At 59.5% G+C, this 14,252-nt stretch carries 13 protein-coding genes and 1 pseudogene; 8 read left to right on the top strand and 6 right to left on the bottom strand.

From position 1 onward, the window contains the following. Positions 1 to 48: 48 nt before the first annotated feature. From BUE30_RS15200 to BUE30_RS15180, 5 genes are read left to right on the top strand one after another with little or no spacing between them, the layout of a single operon-like run. Complete coding sequence (locus BUE30_RS15200) at positions 49 to 2,442, top strand: ATP-binding protein (RefSeq protein ID WP_083601421.1); 2,394 nt, start codon at positions 49 to 51, stop codon at positions 2,440 to 2,442. After that, positions 2,439 to 4,112 carry a DEAD/DEAH box helicase family protein gene (locus tag BUE30_RS15195; protein WP_073333117.1) on the top strand — a complete coding sequence of 558 codons (1,674 nt, stop codon included), beginning with the start codon at positions 2,439 to 2,441 and terminating at the stop codon, positions 4,110 to 4,112. The genes BUE30_RS15200 and BUE30_RS15195 overlap by 4 nt, the downstream gene beginning before the upstream one ends. Beyond that, positions 4,109 to 4,630 (top strand): hypothetical protein, encoded by a 522-nt coding sequence (locus BUE30_RS15190; protein WP_073333113.1) that lies wholly within the window; start codon positions 4,109 to 4,111, stop codon positions 4,628 to 4,630. Before BUE30_RS15195 ends, BUE30_RS15190 begins: the two co-directional genes overlap by 4 nt. 60 nt (positions 4,631 to 4,690) lie before the next feature. Further along, positions 4,691 to 5,101, top strand: a complete 411-nt coding sequence (locus BUE30_RS15185) for a very short patch repair endonuclease (RefSeq protein WP_073333110.1) — start codon at positions 4,691 to 4,693, stop codon at positions 5,099 to 5,101. Beyond that, positions 5,098 to 6,261, top strand: a complete 1,164-nt coding sequence (locus BUE30_RS15180; RefSeq protein WP_083601420.1) for a DNA cytosine methyltransferase — start codon at positions 5,098 to 5,100, stop codon at positions 6,259 to 6,261. The genes BUE30_RS15185 and BUE30_RS15180 overlap by 4 nt, the downstream gene beginning before the upstream one ends. A 36-nt stretch (positions 6,262 to 6,297) precedes the next feature. Here the strand turns inward: BUE30_RS15180 and BUE30_RS18270 are convergent, their stop codons facing one another. After that, the gene (locus BUE30_RS18270; protein ID WP_073333106.1) at positions 6,298 to 6,963 is read right to left on the bottom strand and encodes an Eco29kI family restriction endonuclease; all 666 of its coding nucleotides are present in this window, start codon (positions 6,961 to 6,963) and stop codon (positions 6,298 to 6,300) included. Positions 6,964 to 7,428: 465 nt separating this feature from the next. On the opposite strand from BUE30_RS18270, the pseudogene BUE30_RS15170 reads away from it, so the two are divergent. Continuing rightward, positions 7,429 to 7,653: pseudogene (locus tag BUE30_RS15170) on the top strand (hypothetical protein); the annotation flags it as partial. A 199-nt stretch (positions 7,654 to 7,852) separates the two neighbouring features. On the opposite strand, the gene istB reads toward BUE30_RS15170, so the two are convergent. Further along, the gene (istB, locus tag BUE30_RS15165) at positions 7,853 to 8,581 is read right to left on the bottom strand and encodes an IS21-like element ISPkr1 family helper ATPase IstB (RefSeq protein ID WP_083601419.1); all 729 of its coding nucleotides are present in this window, start codon (positions 8,579 to 8,581) and stop codon (positions 7,853 to 7,855) included. Further along, complete coding sequence (gene istA, locus BUE30_RS15160; protein ID WP_073333093.1) at positions 8,511 to 10,079, bottom strand: IS21 family transposase; 1,569 nt, start codon at positions 10,077 to 10,079, stop codon at positions 8,511 to 8,513. The genes istB and istA overlap by 71 nt, the downstream gene beginning before the upstream one ends. 220 nt (positions 10,080 to 10,299) lie before the next feature. On the opposite strand from istA, the gene BUE30_RS15155 reads away from it, so the two are divergent. After that, entirely contained in the window at positions 10,300 to 11,127 is an 828-nt protein-coding gene (locus tag BUE30_RS15155) for an FRG domain-containing protein (RefSeq protein WP_083601418.1), read from the top strand. Further along, positions 11,124 to 12,221 carry a DUF262 domain-containing protein gene (locus BUE30_RS15150; protein ID WP_073333085.1) on the top strand — a complete coding sequence of 366 codons (1,098 nt, stop codon included), beginning with the start codon at positions 11,124 to 11,126 and terminating at the stop codon, positions 12,219 to 12,221. The genes BUE30_RS15155 and BUE30_RS15150 overlap by 4 nt, the downstream gene beginning before the upstream one ends. Before the next feature lie 65 nt (positions 12,222 to 12,286). Here the strand turns inward: BUE30_RS15150 and BUE30_RS15145 are convergent, their stop codons facing one another. The 3 genes from BUE30_RS15145 to BUE30_RS18265 all read right to left on the bottom strand — a co-directional run. Then, the gene (locus BUE30_RS15145; protein WP_073333081.1) at positions 12,287 to 12,670 is read right to left on the bottom strand and encodes a hypothetical protein; all 384 of its coding nucleotides are present in this window, start codon (positions 12,668 to 12,670) and stop codon (positions 12,287 to 12,289) included. Beyond that, positions 12,667 to 13,974, bottom strand: coding sequence for a recombinase family protein (locus BUE30_RS15140; RefSeq protein ID WP_073333077.1), 1,308 nt, complete (start codon positions 13,972 to 13,974; stop codon positions 12,667 to 12,669). Before BUE30_RS15140 ends, BUE30_RS15145 begins: the two co-directional genes overlap by 4 nt. Beyond that, a partial coding sequence (locus BUE30_RS18265; protein ID WP_425303936.1) for a DUF2924 domain-containing protein occupies positions 13,971 to 14,252 on the bottom strand: 282 nt, incomplete at its 5' end. The genes BUE30_RS18265 and BUE30_RS15140, both read right to left, overlap by 4 nt.

Raw genomic sequence — 14,252 nt, 5'->3', positions numbered from 1 at the left:
TACGGAGATACTGGATGGATTTCCTTAGGTTAGTGGGGAACATGTGTAATGGCGAGCATCGATGCGGACGGTCGGCAGGAAGCAAGCGACTTCAATCTCGAGCCGGATCCCCGCGTCTTGCCGATGCTCGGCGAGATCAACATCGACCAGTGGCGCTGCGTCGCGGAACTCGTCGACAACGCTGTTGACGGCTTCCTGAAGGAGAGTCGCGCTGGAAGCTCGATCGCTGGTGCGAAGGTGGATGTCCACCTGCCGCAAGCAGACGCTCCGGCCGCGACCCTTCGGATCATCGATAATGGCCCGGGCATGACACCGGACATGCTGGAGCGTGCCGTACGAGCCGGGTGGTCGGGCAACAACCCGATCGACAGCCTTGGGTTGTTTGGCATGGGCTTCAATATCGCCACGGCCCGGCTTGGATCGGTCACCGAGGTTTGGACTACGCGCAAAGGCGAGCGCGAGTGGCACGGTCTCCAAATCGATTTCGACAAGTTGCGCCAGCAGCGTCACTTTAAAACGCCGCGCTTGTCGCGCGCGAAAGCAGACCCTGACCAGCACGGAACCGAGATCACGATCAAACAGCTGAAGCCCGAACAGCGAAAATGGCTTGCGAAGAACGCGAACCAGACGGCGATGCGCAAGCGGCTCGCGCAAGCCTATTCCTCAATGCTCCGACCGAATGGCGTTCCGATCAGCTTTGAGCTCTACGTGAACCACAAGCGGGTCGAGGCAAGACGCCATTGCCTGTGGAATGAGGACAGGGTTGTGCCAGGTCCTGGCGGTACGACTATTCCTGCGGTCATCCGCATCAACCACGCGCTGGCTGACCGACTTTATTGTATCAATTGCATGAGTTGGCTTGTCGAAGCGGAGGTTGGCGGATCCTGCCCCCACTGCGAGACAGTGAACTCCGTAGTTAAACGCGAGCGGAAGGTAACAGGCTGGCTGGGGATTCAGCGGTATCTCGATCAGTCTGAATTTGGGATCGATTTCATCCGAAACGGTCGAAAGATCGAGATCGCGAACAAGGATTTGTTCTCTTGGAATGATGGGGAAAGCGAAGAGCGGGAATACCCGATCGATGATCAACGGAACCGTGGGCGGATTGTCGGCGAGATCCACATCGATCACTGCCGGGTTAGCTATGCGAAGGACCGCTTCGACAGAGCTGACCCAACATGGGACGAGATGCATCGAGTCATCCGCGGAGAGGGGCCTCTCCGTCCGGAGAAGGCCAAGGATCTTGGGTATGGCCCGAACGAGTCACCGCTCTTTCAGCTCTTCAAAGCCTTCCGGCGGACAAGTCCTCAGTCCAAGACGGCAGGCGCTTACGGTCGAATTCTGATCGTGAAGGACAACGCTCGCGCAGTCGAAATGGTCAGCGCCTTCCACGATGGCAATCCTGACTATCAGGACGACAGCAAGTGGTGGGAGTTGGTTGAGGCCGCCGACCGTGAGTTGCTCTACGGAACGAGCGGAGGTGGCGCGAGCGGCAACGAACCCTCGTCTGGCGGCGGTGGAGGACTCCCGCCAGGACTCCTTGGCGGCGAACCATCCGGTGGCACCGCTCCCGAGCCCGCCCCAGTCACTCCGACTGCCCCAGCCAAGCCCGCGCCGCCGCCGCGGCGCGAAGCGCCACTCCTCAGCCGCCGCTATCATCATGGCGGGACGGGAATAAAATGGAATGTTGTCGCGTATGAGGTCGAAGCCAAGGATCCCGGGTTGCCCGCAGATGCTCCGTGGACAATGGTCTTGGGCGACGTCCCGACAAAGACTTATCATTATCTTTTCAATCCTGGGCACTCAACTTTTGAATCAATAACGATGACGCCGCAAGACGCGCTTCTTGCGCAACTTGCGTACATGACTGTGGACCAGACCCGCAACTCGAGCCAAGAACCCAACTTTGCCCGAATTTTTGCAGACTTCCGCAGCGCTTATGGCGAAGAGACAGCTCTTGACCTTAAGGCATTGCCTAATAGCGCAGCGACGGTCCTGACTGATGTGGCGCGTTGTCTTGTGTCGGCTTGTCCCGAGGCGGAGCGGGCGGCCCTTTTCAACGACTTGGGCGTGCAAGAGCAGACTGCTGTAATGCGCGCGCTGGCAGCAAAAAAGATCAAGCCGTCTGAGGCAACTGTCAACGGCAGCTTCCTCGTTGCGGGGCCGTTCGAAATCATCCGGATGGTAGTTGAAAAACGACCCGACCTCTGCTTCGACGGGAAGATCTGGGATGCTGCTTATGCCGACTTAGATTATGGCGATCCGCAGATCACCGCCGAAGCACGTGCGAGCGTGTTGGCGCGTTATACTGCACTTATTGACGACACGATTTGGCTCTCCAAGCAGGACAGCGGGGATCTTTCCAGCAGCACTCGTAGTGAGATCATTCGAGCTGTCATGTCCCTCGAGTTACTTAAGCCAGATGTTGAGGCGTCTGCATGAAGCACTTCCTCGACGACCGACGACTCCTGCGTGGTCCGTGGCAAGCGTTCGAGCGCGATGTTGCCCGGCTCTTGATGCATGCAGGCTTTGATGACGTGCGCGTTGTTGGCGGTTCGGGCGATCAGGGAGCAGATGTCGTAGGCGTCAAGAATGGCGAAATCTGGGTGGTGCAGTGCAAGCACACCACGACTTCCCCGCCTACGAAGCAGGCGGTCCAGGAGGTCGTCGACTCGGGAACCTACTATGGCGCTAACCGAATGCTCCTTGCAACTTCCCGTGCAATCGGTGGTGGTGTCCAGGCCGAAATCGAGCGTTATCGCCGGATCGGAATTAATGTCGAACTACTGGATCCTGCTCGGCTTGCACACCTATCACAAGAAGTACCAGAGTACGCGAAATCGAGGCGCGAACTCCGGCCCTATCAGCAAGAGGCAGTTAGTAAATTTCGGGAGGGCCTCACGGACACCGGACGCGCTCAAGTTGTACTGGCGACGGGTTTGGGTAAAACGGTTGTTATGGCGGAAGTTGTCGCCGACCTTTATCGAGATGGCCTAATACGTGACAATCGGGTGCTTGTTCTTGCCGATAAGCGTGAGCTCATTCGGCAATTGCAGTTTGGATTTTGGCATCAGCTGCCAAAGTGGGTTCCTACGCATATGCTTTCGGGCGATGAGACCCCATCGTTCTACGACGGGATCACCTTTGCAACAGTCCAGAGCGTTATTGGACGTGTCGATGATTTGCCAAGCTTTGGCTTGGTGCTTATCGACGAAGCACATCATATCGGTTCCACTAGTTTCCGGCGTGCCCTCGATGCGCTGGAACCACCTATGGTTGGTGGCGCAACGGCCACGCCGTGGCGCGGAGATGGCTTCGACATTGACGAACTATTGGGTAAGCCACTCGTCCGGCTCGGAATATCGGACGGCTTAAGGCAGAAGTACCTTAGTGAGGTCGACTACCGATTGCTGGCGGATAATATCGACTGGGGTTTCGTACAGGAAATTTCGTCGCACAACTATTCCCTGAACCAGCTTAACAAGAAGCTTCTGATGCCGACTCGAGACGAAGAGGCGGCCAGGCACATCGTCGAAGTGTTCGGCGGCGAGAAGCGGCGGGGTGGGATTGTATTCTCTCCAACGGTCGATCACGCCGAGAGCTTCGCGGGAACGCTTCGTGGCTACGGGTTGCGTGCTGAGGCGATCTCCTCAAGGCAGGAAGCCCGTGAGCGGGATCGACTAATGGCGATGTTTCGGCGAGGGGATATTGATGTCCTAGCCAGTATCGACTTGTTCAATGAAGGCGTCGATGTGCCTGATGTCGATCTCGTCGTTTTCATGCGCGCGACGCACAGTCGTCGGATCTTTGTCCAGCAACTCGGGCGTGGGCTCCGCCTGAGTCATGGGAAAGACAAGGTGATCGTAATGGATTTCGTGACCGATCTCCGCCGAGTAGCGGAAGTAATTGAACTCGAGAAAGCCTCCGTCGGCCCCTTGGAAAGGCTGCCGCTCGGACACAATCTCATCAATTTCCGCGATACCTCGGCAGGCAACTTTATGCTTGAATGGATGAAGGATCAAGCTGACCTGATTTTGCGCGAGGGAGACGCGCAGCTTGAGATCCCACAGTTTGAATTCCCTACAGTACCGCAGCCTGGAGGGGTGCAATGAGCGTGCCGGCCAGCATCCGGCGAGAGATCAAGGAGCGATTGTGGGCTGAAGCCGATCGGCTTAATTGGTCGGCGCTCTCGGCCGCCGACAAATCGCGGTACTACTCAATGTGGACCGAGACCGAAACAGTTGGTGGGAAGTTGGGTCAGTACATGGACCCACGAAAGGTCCGAGTTTACATCAAGGACACGCTTCTCAAGTCTTACACTAGGGAGGCATCAGCCAGCCCTGCCCGCGCTTTCAGGGTCCTCGGTCTTGATGAGGACGTTGTCGTGTCGACGACATTCATCAAGCCGCACGGCTGCCTCCTTGTGGATGGCCGCCAGATTGCCTGGAGCAAAGCTTCCGACTGGAAAGCGACGTTGATGGCTCTTCATGAGCGTGCGTTCATGGAAGGTCAGCCATACGCAGCCGTGCTGACTGAAGCCGCAGCGAAGTTCGCGTTGGCTTCACAGCGAGCGGTTGTCGAGAGCGCAGCGGAAAGACTTCTGATCAAGCGCCTGATTTGGTTGGACTAACTCACAGGGCCCGAACTTACACTGTCTCGATTATTGTAGCGTGTTGGGCTACGGTTACACATGGACATCCTGACGCCAGAACAACGAAGCGAACGAATGAGTCGGGTTCGCGGCCGAGACACCAAGCCCGAGATGCTGGTGCGCCGTTTGGCGCATAGCATGGGGTATCGCTACAGGCTGCACCGTCGCGACCTTCCCGGTTCGCCGGACCTCGTCTTCCCGTCGCGTCGGAAGGTGATCCTTGTGCACGGCTGCTTCTGGCACCGGCACCTGGACCCGGACTGCAAGCTAGCTAGGCTTCCAAAATCGAAGCTGGACTTTTGGGGCCCAAAGTTGGAAACAAATAGAGAACGGGATGAGCGTAACATCGTCCTGCTTGGGGAGCTCGGATGGGACGTCCTGATAATCTGGGAATGCCAGACGAAAAACCGAGAGAAATTACAGGCACGGATTGGGGAGTTCCTGGGATGATGAGATCGGTCGAACTGTTCGTGGGCGCTGGGGGCCTCGGGATCGGCGTCAGCCAAGCGGGCTTCCGACCGGCCGCCGTCATGGACTGGGACCGCTGGGCCTGCGATACCCTTCGCGAGAACAAGGAACGTTGCCTCGATCCGATCGCGCACTGGCCGATCCACGAGGGCGACGTTCGGCAGTTCGATTTCGGCACGGTGGACGGCTCCGTTGACTTGGTGACGGGCGGACCGCCATGTCAGCCGTTCTCGATGGGCGGACGCCACCGGGCGTTCCTCGACGGCAGGGACATGTTCCCGCAGGCGATCCGCGCCGTGCGCGAACTTCGACCGAGAGCCTTCATCTTCGAGAATGTGAAGGGGCTCACGCGCAGCAGCTTTGCGAACTACCTCGAGTACATCCGCTTGCAGCTGACCTATCCCGATCTGGTCGGCAAGAGGGACGAGGAATGGCTGGCGCACCTCGCGCGCCTCGAGGACCACCACACCAAGGGGACAGAGAAGCGCCTGCGCTATCGGGTTGTGATGCGGGTCCTGAACTCGGCAAATTATGGCGTTCCCCAGCGGCGCGAGCGCGTCTTCCTTGTCGGTTTCCGCGCGGACACCGGGATCGAGTGGCACTTCCCGAAGCCGACACACTCGCGAGACGCGCTGCTCTGGTCGCAGTGGCGCGACGAGGTCTATTGGGACTTGCACCGCGTCGCTCGCAAGAACCGGCCGGAAGGTGGCGCAGCCAAGGCGCGGGCCCTGAAGATCGCGGAACGACCTCTGGACGAGCCGTGGCTGACCGTGCGCGACGCGATTTCCGATCTTCCGGATCCCGAACATGCACCGGGCACGGCGCGCGGCTTTCATGACCACAGGTTCCAGCCCGGCGCCCGATCCTATGCTGGCCACACGGGAAGCCCTCTGGACGAGCCCGCCAAGACGCTGAAGGCGGGCGTGCACGGTGTTCCTGGGGGCGAGAACATGCTGCGCAGGACGGATGGCTCGGTGCGCTATTTTACGATTCGAGAGAGCGCTCGCCTGCAAACCTTCCCGGACGACATGGTGTTCCACGGCTCTTGGACTGAGACAATGCGGCAGCTCGGTAACGCCGTGCCCTGCCAGCTAGCCCGGATCGTCGCATCTGGCGTCCGCGACAAGCTCAGCGCAGCCTAGAACATCAGAGTTCGGCTTCGATGGCGTGGTAGGTTCTTAAGCCCTTGCTGCAATAAGGATGGCTGACCTAGCCCCCTCGAGCCGTGGGTCATTCTGCTTTCGTAGGACCTTTCTTGCTTGTTCCGAAATTTTAGACCTAATGTCATCTTTCTGAGATCGTGACAGTCCGGGCGCACCGGGTCCATGTGCCAATCCTAGCCAGTTTGGGGGCAGCTTCCCGGGGCGACCTCCACCCGGTGCATTACTCCCAAAGCCTGCCCCATTCCAAATTGGGCTTAGGAATGTAATCAAACCGGCTTCAGCCATTGATACATGAGCGTCAGGCAAGCCAAGGAATCTAAAAGAAAAGTCTGAAGTCTGAATCGGAATGGCGCCAGTTAAAAAGCTGTCAATCTTCCTCCTGTGTATTTGAAGCCGTTTCTTGACACTGTTTGATCCAGGCCCGCTTCGAAAGTCTTGAAGACCATTCACGGTTGCGCTCTCTGCAGCCTTTCCAACATAAATCGGCAATATTCCGGCGCTGCGATTCAGGTGTTTATAGAGCCGGTAAGGCTTGACGGCTCCTCGATAGAATATCGCGTAAATGCCGCCGCTGTCGGATATTGCATTAATCTCGACCTTTGTGAGAGGGCGCTCCTCCTGTCGAAAGAGCTCGCAAGCAATACTTGCTGCCAAGTTGACCGTATCTAGAGGGTCGTACATTTCTTACTATCCATGCGCCTCTGTCTCGCGCGATTGCAGAGAGAACCTTGACCCTAGTTGATCATCTAGTGCTGGTCTAGAAGCTGGCAGTGAGGGCCCTTGTGGAGCATCCTGCTTCTTTATGACCCGCTGCTTCGAGTCAACGGAGTGAAACAAGCAAGCCCGAAATCAAGCATGCTTCGTGGTGCGGGAACCTCTTCTAGGTTGGAAGCTCCTGGCAGTAGAGATTAACTTTGCCGTTATCCGGTATGATCGCGTCGGTGCCTCGGTCCCCGCCTGTCTCTCTGAGCCGGCGCTATGATGCAATCATCAGGGGAATGGGGCAGCGCGAGCACGTGAATGCGTGCAGATCGAGCAACGTCCCTGGGCTGCGAGCCAGTGACGCTATGTGGTCGCTCCTGCAGTGCGCCCAGATGTGCCGAGAGCGCGGATCTGAAGATGACCGGTACCCCGCGGTTCCGTTCCATGGCTGTGGAGGCAGATACGCGGATCATTGGTTTGGACACCCACCGCGTGTTCGCTGAAGCGGTGGCTCTCGAGGACGGAGCGTACCGGTGTCTAGGGCGGGTCGAGGTGACACTGGATCATCTCGAGACGTTCGCAGCGACACCGCATCCGACCGACCGCGTGGTGGTCGAGGCGACTGGCAACGCGACTGCGGCACTGGAGATTCCTGCGGCGAAGGTCGGGTGAATCGCCGTGGCGAACCCGTTCTAGGTGCATCTGATTACGCGAACCAAGACAATGACGGGGAAGATCGATGTCAATCGGCGCGCAATCCTGACCCCCTATCGGCATCCAAAAATGACCCCCTTTTGCGCATGGGTAGCTGGCCCGATGCGGTGGAGCCCCCATACAGCGCAGCCGTATCGGGCCAGCGGGTTCTTGGTCATTCGCGGGTCTTGAAGCGCCAGCTCTCGTTGCCGGTTTCGACGATGTCGCAGTGATGGGTCAGTCGGTCGAGCAGCGCAGTGGTCATCTTGGCGTCGCCGAAGACCGAAGGCCATTCCCCGAAGTCGAGATTGGTCGTCACGATGATCGAGCTGCGCTCGTAGAGGCGGCTGATGAGATGGAACAGCAGCTGGCCTCCGGTTTGAGCGAAGGGGAGATAGCCGAGTTCGTCGAGGATCAGGAAGTCGAGACGGCACAACAGGTCTGCAGTGCGCCCCTGTCGATCGGCACGGGCTTCGGCATCGAGCTTGTTCACCAGGTCCACGACGTTGAAGAAGCGCCCCCGCTTGCCGCGCCGGATACAGGCCCGGGCGATGCTGACGGCGAGATGGGATTTGCCGGTCCCGGTGCCGCCGATAAGGACGAGGTTACGCTGATGCTCAAGGAATTCCCCGGCGGCCAGATCGCGCACCAGCGTCTCGTTGACCGGCGTGTCCTCGAAGCTGAACTCATCGATCTCTTTTGCCAGTGGCAGCTTCGCGATCGTCATCTGGTATTTGATCGAGCGCACCTGCTTCTCGCTGATCTCGGCGTTCAGCAGGTCGCCGACGATCTGTTGCGGTTCGTGCTGACGCTTTACCGCCGTGGTGATGATCTCATCGTAGGCGGCCTTCATGCCGTAGAGCTTCAGCTGGCTCATCGCGTCCAGCACCTGTGATCTTTCCATGGTTGGGCCTCCTGAGGCTGTCGTAGCGTTTGCAATCGGCCACGGGCTCGCAGGTCAGTCGCAGTGCGGCCGGCGTATCGATGGTCAGTGGCGGGGTCGGCTCCCGATGTCGGGCCAGGATGTTGATGACGACCGAGGCCGCGGGAACCCCTTCGTTCAGGGCCTCGGCACAGGCAGCGTCCACCGCATCCAGCCCATCGATTGGGATCATGCTCAGGATCTGGACCATCTGCCGGTCGCCGTTCGGAACCTTGCCAAGCTTGCGCTGCACACGCCTGATTGCCGACGGCAGGTCCCAGTCCTTGAAGGGGGCGCCATTCCGGAGGGCGCCTGGCTTGCGAGACAGAACCGGAATGTAGTGCAGCGGGTCGTAGATGGCCTTGTCGCGTCCGAAGGCTCGGGCGTGCAGCCCCACGATCTTGCCGTCCTGCCAGAACTCGATCCGCTCGGCATAGGCTCGGATCTCGACAGGTCGACCAACGGCGCGGCCATCCACGGAGTAGCGGTTCTTGTCGAACCGGACGAGGCAGGTCTTCGAGACCGACGCCGGCACGGAATGGAAGCCGTCGAACGGGCCAACGTAGGGCACAAGACGCGCGCGCTCGTCCTGGAACACTTCCCAGATCGTTCGATCCCGAAGCTCCTGGTGCGAATTGGCCCTGGCCCAGGCAACACAACGATCCTCGAGCCAGGCATTGAGCTCGGCGTAGCTCTTGAACTTGGGGCGCGGCACGAAGAACCGTCGCCGCACCACACCGACCTGGTTCTCGACCTGGCCCTTCTCCCAACCCGAGGCCGGGGTGCAAGCGACGGGATCGACGAGGTAATGCCCGCACATTTGCTGGAAGCGCCGGTTGTAGGCACGGTCACGGCCCACGAAGATCGTGTCGACCGCGGTCTTCATGTTGTCGTAGATGCCCCGCGTGCAGGTGCCCCCGAAGAAGGCGAAGGCCTTGTCGTGGGCGTCGAAGACCATCTCCTGCGTCTCGCGGGGATAGGCACGCACGAACAGCATCCGGCTGTGACACAGGCGGACATGTGCCACCTTCACCGTGGTCGTCGCGCCATCGATCACCACGATCTCGTGGCTCCAGTCGAACTGGTAGGCCTCGCCTGGATCGAAGGTTAGTGGGACATAGGCGGCCGCAGACGCCTCTCGTTCCTCCCTGTTCCAAGACGCTGCATATCGCCGAACTGCATCGTAGCCGCCGTCGTATCCGCGAGCCCGCAGCTCCTCGAAGATCCGGATAAGGGTCAGCCTCTCACGCTTCGTCTTCCGGGCATTTGCCGCCAGCATGTCATCGAGCTCACCCGTCCATGGGCCAATCTTCGGCAGCGGCTGGATCGTGCGCTCGTAGGTCAATTCGGTCACCCCGGACCGGATCACCTTGCGCACCGTGTTCCGCGAGACCCGTAGTTCGCGACAGATCTGCTTGATCGACTTCTTGTCCTGAAAATGCGCCCGCCGGATCTTCGCAATCGTCTCCACGACCAACATCCCACACCGTGCTCCCCGATGACCTCGGGGGCATCATCCACGTCAGTGTAAGGGGGGTCATTTTTGGATGCCGATCACCCCTCTACGGGGTCAAAATTGCACGCCTGTTCACAAAGATCGACGCACGGGTGCTTGCCCGGCTCTGGCCTTAGACGGATGAAGGTCGAGGGTCACAGCGGGCCCGATCGGGCACCGCGCCACAGAATTTCAAAAGTTGCGCATGCTGCAGAGTCGGGGCACAACAAATGGTGGAGAGATTTTGACCGCGCACCATCACTTGAGGCGTACGATGAGACACGGCGACCGGAATATTCAATCAGTCGGAGAGTTCATTACTGAGCTTCGGAATACCTGCCAGGATGGTCTGGTCTGGTTCCGCGGTCAAACAGACGTTGCATGGCCCCTACTGCCGAACATTGCTCGCCCAATCGAGGGTTACCCTGAGGGACTGATGAATCAGGAGCTTCCGGCCATCAAGCGCTTCAAACAGAATGCCGATGCGTTCCTTGCACGCGTTCCTCGCGATGACTGGGAGTGGATATTCCTCATGCAGCACCATCGTGGCTTGACAAGGCTCCTGGATTGGACGGAGAGCCCACTCGTGGCGCTATATTTCGCGTTGGGCAACCACAATACGGAAACCGACGCGGTCGTCTGGTGTCTCGATCCAATGGAACTCAACAAGAAGTCGGGCCACCGACGGAAATTCGATCGCGATATCCTCGCCTTCGGAATCGACACTGTTCTTGATGACTACTTACCAGACAAAGTCGGTGACGACAAAGGAGCGGAGCTTCATCCCGTTGCCGCCATCGGGCCCAGGAACTCTACACGCATGATCGCCCAATCGGGGACCTTTACTATCATGCACCGCCAACGAATGGCTGTGGAGGAAGTGCCAAATCACGACCACGTCTGGCGCCTCGTGATACCGGCCGCGCAGAAAGCAAACGTGCGTGGAGAACTTCGCCTTCTCGGCTTCAATGAATTCCTGCTGTTTCCAGAGCTGGAAACTTTGGCAATGCATACGCGGGAGATGTTCCAATGAGTAGATTCGAGATCAACAGCATGCAGCGATCTTCTGCGTGGTCGCTTTTTCGGATGAGAGACCGAATCAAGATGGACCCCGTCTATCAGCGGCAGGGTGACATTTGGACGCTTGAGAAAAGACGACTTCTCATCGACACCATGATCAATGGGTTCGACGTCCCGAAGCTGTATCTTCACAAATTCCAGACACCCCTCGTCGAAGAGGATCAGTCTTTCGAATATGCGATGATCGATGGGAAGCAAAGAACGGAAGCAATATTCGATTTCATTGAGAATAAGTTCGCGCTAGATTCTGATTTCAAGTATCTGCATGATGAAGAAATTGATCTCAAGGGTCTAACCTATCGAGAACTTGCGAGCCGATTTCCTGACATAAAGCAGGATTTTGACTCTTTTACGCTGGACGTCATCACAATCGATACCGACGATATTGAATTGATCGAGGATCTATTCTCGCGCTTGAACGAAGCTATGCCTCTAAATGCCGCCGAGAAGAGAAATGCGCGTCCAGGCCCATTGCCGCAGATGGTGCGGGAGATTTCGCAGCATCGATTTTTTGTCGATAAGATCCCGTTCGGCAATGCCCGCTATCGGCACTTCGATATCATCGCGAAGATGCTCTTGATGGCTAGCCGTGAGAGCGTGGCCGATACAAAGAAGGTCTACTTGGACAATTTCTTCGAGCATCACGCCCAGTCGAAAAGGGCGGAAGTCGAGCATTTGAAGACGATCGTCGAAGAGGTGCTGGACTACATGGCCGACACCTTCACGGACGATGATGCGCTGCTGCGATCCGTCGGCATGATAAGCTTGTATTTCTTGCTCTTCCAATCCGCTGTGGCGGACGCCCAAACCGATTTGATCTCTAGGGCACAGTTCGATGCCTTCGAGGCGGAGCGGCAGCAAAACCGGCAGGTTGCCGAAGAGAACATCGCGGAAGCCAACTACAACCTTCTGGAATTCGATCGTTTCGCGCAATCCCCGAACGACGGGATCGCTATGCGTTTCCGGCTCGCCGTTCTCGATCAGCATCTTTATGAAGGCGCAATGGGCTTCGCGGACGACGGAATGCTCTCTGACGAGGATAGGTAGGGGCAGTGACCCGCTTGGGCGGCGTAGACCGTGCAGTCCGGCTCAGTGGCCCGGTCGAGTTTTGTTCAGCACAACTGAACGCGCTGTTTCTCCCACTCGATAGGAAACGTTTCTATCGCGCGCGCCAGCGTGACCTCTGGCCCCTGCTTCCCGTCCAGGATCGCCTCGACGATATCGGGCGCGAGCAGGGTCAGCCGCAGGACGCGGGTCATGTAGGAGGACGCGATCCTCTCGCGCTCGGCAAGTTCGGCGATGGTGGCGAACTCTCCCGACTCGAGCATCCGCTTCCAGCGGAAGGCGCGGGCAAGCGCCTTGACCAGCGTGTTGTCGGTCCGCCGCGAGTGCGTGGCGCCTTCCGGCAAATGCATTTCCTTCCGCCCGCCGCGCTTCACGACGCGGAACGGCACGCGGAGCGTCACCGTCTCGGGGATCGGCGTGCCGCGGGTCACGCCGCTTCTCCGATGCCCCCGGTCAGCATCTCGCGAGCCAGGCTCCCGAGGCCGTCGACCCGGAGCCGGACGTTCAGCCCTTGCGTGCCGACGTCGACCCGCTCGACCAGCAGCGCGACGATGCGCGCCTGCTCGGCCGGGAAGAGTTCGTCCCACAGCGGGTCAAGCTGCTGAAGGGCCGCGCGGGCATCGACCTCGGTGATGTCGGCGTGGGCGCGCGCCGCCTTCCAGGTCCCCGCCACGATCTCGGGCTGGCGGAATACGGCGCGAAGCCGGTCGATGACGGCAGCTTCGATCTCGCCCGCAGGCACGCGGCCGACCGGGCACGATCCGGCGCCGTGCTTCAGCACGGTCTGGCTAACGTAATAGCGATAGAGCTTCCCGCCCTTGCGGGTATGCGTCGGGGAGAAGGCCGCGCCGTCTGGGCCGAACAGCAGGCCCTTCAGCAAGGCGGGCGTCTCGGCGCGGGTGCGCGCGGCGCGCTTTCGCGGGCTCTCCTGCAGGATGGCATGCACCCGTTCCCACGTCTCGCGGTCGATGATCGCGTCGTGCTCGCCCGGGTAGCTCTCGCCCTTGTGGACCGCCTCGCCGATATACGCGCGGTTGCTGAGCATCCGATACAGGTACTTCTTGTCGATCCGGTTGCCGCGGGGCGTGCGGATGCCGCGCTTCGCGACCTCGCGCGCGAGCTCCGTCCCCGACCCGATCTCGAGGAACCGGGCGAAGATCCAGCGGACATGCGCGGCGGTTTCTTCGTCGACCACCAGCTTCCGGTTCTCCACCCGGTAGCCGTAGGGCGGGACGCCGCCCATCCACATGCCTTTCTTTCTGCTCGCAGCGACCTTGTCGCGGATGCGTTCGGCCGTCACCTCGCGCTCGAACTGGGCGAAGGACAGGAGGATGTTGAGCGTCAGTCGCCCCATGGACGTGGTCGTGTTGAAGCTCTGCGTGACGGACACGAAGGTCACGCCGTTCCGGTCGAACACCTCGACCAGCTTGGCGAAGTCGGCGAGCGAGCGGCTGAGCCGGTCGATCTTGTAGACCACGACCACATCTACAAGCCTGTCTTCGATGTCCTCCAGCAGCCGCTGCAGGCCGGGGCGCTTGAGCGTACCGCCGGAGATGCCGCCGTCATCATACTGGTCGCGGACCGGCACCCAGCCCTCGGATCGTTGGCTGGCGATGAACGCCTCGCAGGCCTCGCGTTGGGCGTGAAGGGAGTTGAACTCCTGCTCGAGCCCTTCCTCCGAGGATTTCCGAGTGTAGATCGCGCAGCGCTGCTTGCGGACGACCGGCTTGGTCATGTCCGCCTCCGCCGGTTCTTGAGACCGAAGAACACGAGCCCGTTCCACCTCGTGCCGGTGATGGCGCGGGCGATGGCGGACAGCGACTTGTAGGGCCGCCCCTGCCACTCGAACCCGTCCGCGGTGACGGTGACCACATGCTCCACGCCCTGCCACTCGCGGATCAGGCGCGTGCCCGCAATGTGTGAACCGGCATGGAAAAGTGACCCCGTAGCGGGGTGATCGGCGTCCAAAAATGACCCCCTTACATCGGTGGCCATGATGCTCCTGGGGCAACC

Origin of the sequence: Wenxinia saemankumensis, from assembly GCF_900141735.1 — a bacterium.
Classification (GTDB): Bacteria; Pseudomonadota; Alphaproteobacteria; order Rhodobacterales; family Rhodobacteraceae; genus Wenxinia; species Wenxinia saemankumensis.
Note: the sequence above shows the minus strand (reverse complement) of the source record. Positions and strands in the feature narration are given on the sequence as shown.

Bases quoted from the DNA above. Each gene is read 5' to 3' on its own strand.
- BUE30_RS15155 (WP_083601418.1), top strand. From the start codon at position 10,300: ATGCTGCAGAGTCGGGGCACAACAAATGGTGGAGAGATTTTGACCGCG.
- istA (WP_073333093.1), bottom strand. From the start codon at position 10,079: ATGTTGGTCGTGGAGACGATTGCGAAGATCCGGCGGGCGCATTTTCAG.
- BUE30_RS15150 (WP_073333085.1), top strand. From the start codon at position 11,124: ATGAGTAGATTCGAGATCAACAGCATGCAGCGATCTTCTGCGTGGTCG.
- BUE30_RS15200 (WP_083601421.1), top strand. From the start codon at position 49: ATGGCGAGCATCGATGCGGACGGTCGGCAGGAAGCAAGCGACTTCAAT.
- BUE30_RS15185 (WP_073333110.1), top strand. From the start codon at position 4,691: ATGGACATCCTGACGCCAGAACAACGAAGCGAACGAATGAGTCGGGTT.
- BUE30_RS15195 (WP_073333117.1), top strand. From the start codon at position 2,439: ATGAAGCACTTCCTCGACGACCGACGACTCCTGCGTGGTCCGTGGCAA.
- BUE30_RS15140 (WP_073333077.1), bottom strand. From the start codon at position 13,974: ATGACCAAGCCGGTCGTCCGCAAGCAGCGCTGCGCGATCTACACTCGG.
- BUE30_RS15190 (WP_073333113.1), top strand. From the start codon at position 4,109: ATGAGCGTGCCGGCCAGCATCCGGCGAGAGATCAAGGAGCGATTGTGG.
- BUE30_RS15180 (WP_083601420.1), top strand. From the start codon at position 5,098: ATGATGAGATCGGTCGAACTGTTCGTGGGCGCTGGGGGCCTCGGGATC.
- istB (WP_083601419.1), bottom strand. From the start codon at position 8,581: ATGGAAAGATCACAGGTGCTGGACGCGATGAGCCAGCTGAAGCTCTAC.
- BUE30_RS18270 (WP_073333106.1), bottom strand. From the start codon at position 6,963: ATGTACGACCCTCTAGATACGGTCAACTTGGCAGCAAGTATTGCTTGC.